This window comes from Kitasatospora sp. NPDC059747, assembly GCF_042732955.1.
GTDB lineage: Bacteria > Actinomycetota > Actinomycetes > Streptomycetales > Streptomycetaceae > Kitasatospora.
The window spans coordinates 3,482-10,370 of the sequence record NZ_JBHWGV010000194.1; the positions used below are offsets into that span (position 1 = coordinate 3,482).

General features: G+C 73.8%; 8 protein-coding genes. 4 read left to right on the forward strand and 4 right to left on the reverse strand.

Features of this window, described 5'->3' with window-relative positions; all coding sequences use genetic code 11:
• Positions 1-398: 398 nt before the first annotated feature.
• From ACFV4G_RS41490 to ACFV4G_RS41500, 3 genes are all read left to right on the forward strand, one after another.
• Entirely contained in the window at positions 399-1,265 is an 867-nt protein-coding gene (locus ACFV4G_RS41490) for a BTAD domain-containing putative transcriptional regulator (protein ID WP_380448462.1), read from the forward strand.
• Positions 1,266-1,350: 85 nt separating this feature from the next.
• Positions 1,351-2,115: a TetR family transcriptional regulator gene (locus tag ACFV4G_RS41495; protein WP_380448464.1), complete on the forward strand. Its 765-nt coding sequence runs from the start codon at positions 1,351-1,353 to the stop codon at positions 2,113-2,115.
• A gap of 79 nt (positions 2,116-2,194) precedes the next feature.
• Positions 2,195-2,767, forward strand: a complete 573-nt coding sequence (locus ACFV4G_RS41500; protein WP_380448466.1) for a DinB family protein — start codon at positions 2,195-2,197, stop codon at positions 2,765-2,767.
• A 45-nt stretch (positions 2,768-2,812) separates the two neighbouring features.
• Here the strand turns inward: ACFV4G_RS41500 and ACFV4G_RS41505 are convergent, their stop codons facing one another.
• From ACFV4G_RS41505 to ACFV4G_RS41520, 4 genes are all read right to left on the reverse strand, one after another.
• Positions 2,813-3,616, reverse strand: coding sequence for an alpha/beta fold hydrolase (locus tag ACFV4G_RS41505; RefSeq protein WP_380448468.1), 804 nt, complete (start codon positions 3,614-3,616; stop codon positions 2,813-2,815).
• A 45-nt stretch (positions 3,617-3,661) separates the two neighbouring features.
• Positions 3,662-4,042, reverse strand: coding sequence for a MerR family transcriptional regulator (locus ACFV4G_RS41510; RefSeq protein ID WP_380448470.1), 381 nt, complete (start codon positions 4,040-4,042; stop codon positions 3,662-3,664).
• Positions 4,043-4,161: 119 nt separating this feature from the next.
• Complete coding sequence (locus ACFV4G_RS41515; RefSeq protein WP_380448472.1) at positions 4,162-5,145, reverse strand: hypothetical protein; 984 nt, start codon at positions 5,143-5,145, stop codon at positions 4,162-4,164.
• Between the two features lie 33 nt (positions 5,146-5,178).
• The gene (locus tag ACFV4G_RS41520) at positions 5,179-5,718 is read right to left on the reverse strand and encodes a carboxymuconolactone decarboxylase family protein (protein ID WP_380448474.1); all 540 of its coding nucleotides are present in this window, start codon (positions 5,716-5,718) and stop codon (positions 5,179-5,181) included.
• A gap of 153 nt (positions 5,719-5,871) precedes the next feature.
• On the opposite strand from ACFV4G_RS41520, the gene ACFV4G_RS41525 reads away from it, so the two are divergent.
• Positions 5,872-6,855 (forward strand): MerR family transcriptional regulator, encoded by a 984-nt coding sequence (locus ACFV4G_RS41525; RefSeq protein WP_380448476.1) that lies wholly within the window; start codon positions 5,872-5,874, stop codon positions 6,853-6,855.
• Positions 6,856-6,889 lie beyond the last annotated feature (34 nt).

A 6,889-nucleotide genomic window follows, 5' to 3' on the forward strand; every position in this document is an offset into this window, starting at 1 on the left:
GTCCGCGCGCCCCCCGGTCGCGGGCGTCGGCGGTTCCGGGGGGGGGGGGGCGGCTCGGGGCCGCCCCCCCCCCCCGACCGCTTGTGCCCGGGTGCCTGGCCTGTCCGATCCGCCTGGTCCGCGCGCTCCGCCCCGGCCGCTTGGTCCGCCTGGTCCGCCCGTGGGCCCAGGCGTGCGCTCGCGTCCGCGCACCGGCGCACGGCTGGTCCGTTCGCGCCCCCGATTCGAGCAGGCGTACCCCGATTCGCATAAACAAACAGCTCGTTCGGTTTTGTATTGACAAACCGCCCGTCCTGTTTTTGACTGGTCATCGTGGCCCCGGGGTGTCGACCCAGGGGGAGTCGGGTGCTGGCCGCGGCGGATCCGCCGGGGGCGTTCCGTGGATTGGGGTGGTCGTCATGGAGATCCGCGTGCTGGGGGCGTTGGACGTCCGGATGTGCGGAGTGTCGGTGGTGCCGTCCGCGCCGAAGCCGCGGCAGGTGCTCGGGTTACTGGCGCTGCGGGCCGACCAGGTCGTCCCGGCCGGCACGCTGGCCGACGAGCTCTGGTCCGGCCGCCCGCCGCGCAGCGCCCGCACCACCGTGCAGACGTACGTTCTGCAGCTGCGCGAGCTCATCGACCGCGCGATCGCCACGACCGGCGCGGCCACCGCCGGGTTCGCCTGCGCGAAGGACGTCCTCGTGACCTCCCCCGGCGGCTACATGCTCAACAGCGGCGGCGGCCTCACCGACGCCCGCGAGTTCGACCGCCTGGCCGGCCTGGGCTACCGCGCGATGGACGGCGACGACCACAAGCTCGCCGCGAGGATGCTCGACGAGGCGCTGCGCCTCTGGCGCGGCCCGGCCTTCTCGGACGTCCCGGCCGGCGGCCAGCTCGCCGTCGAGGCCAAGCGCCTGGAGGAGACCCGGCTCTGCGCCCTGGACCAGCGCATCGACGCCGACCTGCGGCTCGGCCGCCACCGCGTCCTGCTCGCCGAACTGACCGTCCTGGTCGACCGCTACCGCACCCACGAGAGCCTGCACGGCCAGTACATGCTCGCGCTGCACCGCTCCGGCCGGAGGGGGGAGGCGCTGGAGGTGTACCAACGGCTCCGTGCAACTCTGGTACGGGAATTGGGCATGGAACCGTCAGCGGCGCTGCGGCGGCTGCAGCGCTCGATCCTGGTCGCCGCCCCCGAACGGGCGGAGACCGGCAGCGAACCGGCCGCCGTGGTCCGCCCGGCCGAACGGCAGGGCGCCGCGGCCCGGTTCTCCCGGGCGGGCTGAAGGCCACGGGGGCGGCCCGGGCGGGACTGTTCGGTGCGGTGCGCGTAAACGGAACTGGCTTGCAGCAGTGAGGGGTTGAGGGCACGTGGCGCAGGAGAGGTCGGAGCGGACGCGCGGGCGGCTGGTGGAGGCGGGGGCGGTGCTGTTCGACCGCAGCGGGTACGCGGGGGCCACGCTCGGCGAGATCGCCGGCACGGCCGGGGTGACGAAAGGGGCGCTGTACTTCCACTTCGCGTCGAAGGAGGACCTGGCGCGGGCGGTGCTGGACCAGGCCGAGGGCTCGCTGCGCGGCGCGTGCGCCACGCTGCGCACGGCCTCGTCGCCGCTCCAGGCCCTGATCGACTCGGGGTACTGGCTGGTCGACGCCCTCGGCTCGGACGCGGTGATCCGCGCCGCGTTCCGGCTCGGCCGGGAGGGCGGCGCGTGGCTGGGGGAGGCGGCGGCCCAGGGCCCGGCGGCGGAAGTCCCGACGCAGCCCGGCCCCACGCAGCCCGGCCCTACGCAGCCGGGTCCAGCGCAGTCAGGCCCGACACAGGCCGGCCCGGCGGCGGCAGGCGGGTGCGTGGCCGGGACGCAGGGCTTCCACGGCGTATGGGCGGGCGTGGTCCGGGAGTTGCTGTCCGGCGCGCGCCGCGCGGGCGAACTGCGCGACCGCCCGGGCGGCACCGGCCCGGAGACGCTCGTGGTGACGGCCGCGTGCGGCCTGGAGGTCACGTTCGGCGAGGACTGCTCGCCCGAGGAGCGCGCCCGCCGGGTCGCCGCGCTGTGGGAGTGGCTGCTGCCCTGCCTCGTCCCGCCGGGCGCCGCGGCCCTCTACCGCACGAGGCCGCTGACGGGCGTGCCGGCCTAAGCCGTCGGACCGGCCGGGCAGCAGCGCGTGCGAGGTAATTCGGTGGCGGTTCGTGCGGAGACGGACGAGGATTCGACGCATGACCGACGAACCAGCGCGCTGGACCCGGGCGACCGTCTACCCGGACATGTGGGCCGATCCGGCCGACGACCCGCGGACCCTCGAAGGCCCCAGCCCGGACGGCGAACTGGGCACGCTGCTGGACTACTTGGTGAACTACCGGCTGACCTTGCGGCTCAAGTGCGAGGGCCTGGACGCCGAGCAGCTCGCCCGCCGGTCCGTCCCGCCGTCGACGATGTCGCTGCTCGGCCTGGTCCGCCACCTCGCCGAGGTCGAACGGGACTGGCGCAACTGGCTCACCGAGGACGAGCCGCCGTCCCAGCCGCTGCCCAAGCTGTACGGCGGGCGCGACGCGGACTTCGACGGGGCGGTCGCCGACCGGGCCGTCGTGGACGCCGCGTTCCGCGACCTGGAGCGCGAACAGGCCGAGACCGACGCCGCCCTCGCCGAACACCCGGACCTGGGCGCACGCGTGGGCAAGGACCGGGTCTCGATCCGCGAACTGATGGTGCACCGGATCGAGGAGTACGCCCGCCACTGCGGGCACGCCGACCTCCTGCGCGAGTGCGTCGACGGACGCGTCGGCCAGTAGCGACGCCGTCCCCCTCGCCGTCCTGTAGTCCGCCGGCGGGACGGTTCAACCCCGCAGCGGCGCGAGCTCGTCCAGCCACCGCCCGACCAGCTCGCGGACGGCGTCCGCGCTCTCGACCTGCGGGTTGTGCCCGGTGCCGTCCAGCACCGCCGCCGTCATCCGCGGATAGTGGTCGAGCAGCGCGAGCTGGTCGCGCCAGCCGACGAGCGCGTCCTGGCGCGCGGTGACCAGCAGGTGCCGTCCGCCGTGAGCGGGCACGCCGACCTCCGGCCACTCCGGGAGCAGGAAGTCGGCCTCCAGCTCGGCCGCCGCCGTACGGTCGTGGGCGTCCCAGCCGGGTGCGACGTGCCGCCGGTACAGGCCCCAACTGGTCTTTGTGTGACGGGCCATGACGGCGCCGAACACTTGCTGCTCCGAGGTCGAGAGGCCGGCGAGGAACTCCTCGTCGCGCTCGACCACCGTCTCCTCGGGCAGCGTCCGGTCCGTGCCCCAGCGGACGACCGGGACGATCAGGGCCGAGCCCAGCACCTGCTCGCCGAACGCCGCCGTCACGGCCCGCGCCAGCTGCCCGCCGAACGACTGCCCGGCGACGGCGAACCGCTCCTGCCCGACGAGTTCGCGGATCCGCTCGACGACGGCGTCGGCCACCGCCGTCGCGGAGGTCCTCCCCGGCAGCCGCGGGCTGTTGCCGTGCCCGGGGAGGTCGAGGTAGATCCGCCGCCACCCGGGCCGGTCGGCGAACGCGGGGTCGAGGGGCAGGAGGAGCCGGTGGTCGATCGTGTAGCCGTGGATCAGCACGATCGGGGTGCCGTGGCCGAACTCGGCGTGCCAGATGCGGGCGTCAGTCATGAAAGTCAGTGTGCAACCTTCACATAAGTGTCAAGGTCAAGCGGCTCAGGCCGACACGGGATCCAGGGCGGTGGCGCGGACCGCCTCCAGGTACTCCGCGATCGCGTCCCGGTTGCGGGTGAGGCACCGGATCCGGTCGCTCATGCGGTCCCGCTCGTTCTCCAGCGTCGCGATCATGTCCGGCGTCGCGTCCGGGACATGGATGACGCGCGGCTTGTCGAGGCACGGCAGGATCTGCTTGATGATGCGCGTCGGCAGCCCGGCGTCCAGCAGCCCGCGGATCTGGACGACGCGGTCGACGAGGTGCTCGTCGTAGTCCCGGTAGCCGTTCGCCGCACGTTCCGGCGTGATGAGCCCCTGCTGCTCGTAGTAACGCAGGAGCCGCGGGGGAGTCCCGGTCCGGTCGGACAGTTCACCGATACGCATGCGTCGCCCCTCGTGCCGTCCGGCCTTGACATTGACATCAATGTGAGGGTCTGAGGATATCCGCATGAGTCGTCAGACCGTATGCCCGCCAACACCCCGGCCCGACGCCAGCCGAGGGCTCAGCCCCAGGGGGAGGGCGGGAACCAGAGGTAGCCGAGCCTGGCCAGCATCCGGACGTCCCAGTACACGACGGTGAAGACCCCGGCGACGAGGAAGGCCGCCGCGGTCACCACGCTGATCCGGGCGGGCCTGGATGCCAGCACCCGTTGCAGTCGGCCGCCCGTTCCGTAGGCGAGCGCCACGAACAGCACCGCCATGACGGCGATGTTGCCGATCGACTGCAGGAGGAACGCTCCCGCGCCGTAGACCGGGTTGTGAGTGGTGGCGGCGTGCCGGAACAGGTCGCGGAAGAGCGGGTACGGGCGGCCCACCAGGAAGCCGCCGATCATCGCGCCGACGAGAACCAGCGGTGCGTTCGGGAAGCGCCGGGACAGCCCGGCCAGCGGGTCCCGGACCAGGCCGACGGCGGCCAGGCCGAGCACGATCATCACCAGCCCGATCAGGCCGAAGGCCGTCATCGACTGCAGCGCCCGGGGTGTCAGGCCCTTGCCCGCGGCCGTCGAGAACTGCGGCATGTGCGTGCCGACGAGGCCGACCAGCGCGCCGTAGGCGGCCGAGACCGGCGCCATGCCCGCGAAGACCCAGCCCAGCGGCTTGGCGACGTGCAGGAGCCGGTGGCGCAGCGACGGCGACTGCCCGACCAGCGGGCCGACGGCACCGAAGGCCGCGATGTTGCACGCGGTGAAGGAGCCGGCCAGCCCGGAGACGAAGGCGAACAGGACGCCGGAGACCACCCCGGTGATCGGCGTGCCGTGGGCGTCGTGGCCGAGCAGGGCGTCGGCGGTGCCGAAGCCGATCTGGTCGTCGACCAGGTTCGCGTTCCAGGCGTACGCCAGCAGGAGCCCGCCGAGCGTGCCGAGCAGCACGGTCGGCCAGCGGCGCCGGGGGAAGTCGCCGGTGACGAACAGCGAGGTACGGTGGGGTAGTTGACGTGCGGCGTGGCCGGCCGTGGTGTCCGGCTGACCCGATGCGTACGTGCTCATGGCGGCGTCTCCTCGTCGGCCGATGCCGGGTGCTCAGTTCCCCCGGCCGTAGCCGGAGCCGACGATCCGCTTCGCGCCCTCGGCGTAGTAGCCCGGGTCCTCGGGGAGGTCGGTGGCCAGGCCGTCGACGTACCGGTTGTACATGCAGAACGCGGCGGCGATCAGCACGGTGTCGTGGATCTCGGTGTCCCCGGCGCCGGCTGCGCGGGCGGCCGCCACCGCCTCGTGCGAGACCGGCCCGACCCGGCCCTGCACCTCGGCCGCGATCCGCAGCAGGGCCCGCATGCGGTCGGTGAGCGGCGCGGTGGCGGGATCGGCCAGGACCGCCTTCACCACGTCATCGCCCTCGTCCAACTGCGCCGCGGCGAAGGCACCGTGGGCCCCGGTGCAGAAGCGGGTGCCGTTGAGGTGCGAGACGTAGGCGGCGACGAGCTCGCGCTCGCCCCGGCTCATCGGGGCCGGCGCCCGCAGCAGCGCGTCGGCGAGTTGCCCCAGTGGGGCGGCGGTGTCCGGGCGCAGCGCCAGCAGGCCGCTGATCCCCGGCAGTCCGTTGTCGATGGCGATGTGCGGCACGGGTGTACTCCTTCGGTCGGGAAGGACGGACGGCGCTCCATCGTCCTGAGCGTCGCGCCGGTCCGCCAACTCCGAGATTGCCCTGGCCCTGGGGCGAGGCGGGCGGACGGTAGCCTTGAGTCTCCAGTGACTGGAGACAGCAGAGTGAGGGCCATGGACGCGACGACCCTCTACTCGATCGGGGAGCTCTCCCGGCGCACCGGCCTGTCCGTGCGGACGATCCGGTTCTACTCCGACTCGGGGATCGTGGCGCCGACCACCCGAAGCCCCGCCGGCTACCGGCGCTACGACCTCGACGCCCTGCTCCGCCTGGAACTCGTCCGCACGCTGCGCGAGTTGGGCATCGACCTGCCCGCGATCCGGCGGATCGCGGACCGCGAGCTCCCGATGGCCGAGGTCGCCGCCGCGCACGCCGACGCCATCGACGTGCAGATCCGGGAGCTGCAGCTGCGCCGGAGCGTACTGCGCGTCGTGGCCGGGCGCGGTTCCGACCCCGAGGAGACCAGACTCGTGCACAAGCTCACGCAGTTGTCCGCCGACGAACGGCGGCGGCTGATCGACGACTTCATCGCCGGCACCTTCGGCCCAGCGGACGATGCCTCTGCGGACGGCGTTCCTGCGGGCGGCGTCCCGGCTGAAGCCGCCCCGGCCGCGGCCGCCATGGTCCGGGCCGCGACCCCCGACCTCCCCGAGGAGCCGACCACCGAACAGGTCGCGGCGTGGGTGGAGCTCGCCGAACTGGTCGGCGACGAGGACTTCCGGGCCCGGATGCGCCGGACGCTCCCGCACCAGGCCGGCGGGCGCACGCCCGGCATCGAGCGCGAGGCGGGCGAGGAGCTGACGGCGTTCACCCGTCAGAAGGTGGCCGAGGCGACGGAGGCGGGCGTCGACCCGCACGGCGACGGTGCCGCACCGGTCATCGACGAGCTCGTGCGGCGCTACGCCGAGGCGTTCGCGCGCACCCCGGACGCGGAGTTCCGGGACTGGCTGGCCCAGCGCTTCGAGGAAGCGCACGATCCGAGGGTGGACCGGTACTGGCGCCTGGTCTGGATCGTCAACGGCTGGCAGGTGGTGCCCGGTCTGACCCCGGTGTACTCCTGGCTCGCCCGGGCCCTGCGGCACCAGGACGGCGCGTAGTCCGGCGTGCGTCCGCCCGCCCGCGGGGGGCCCC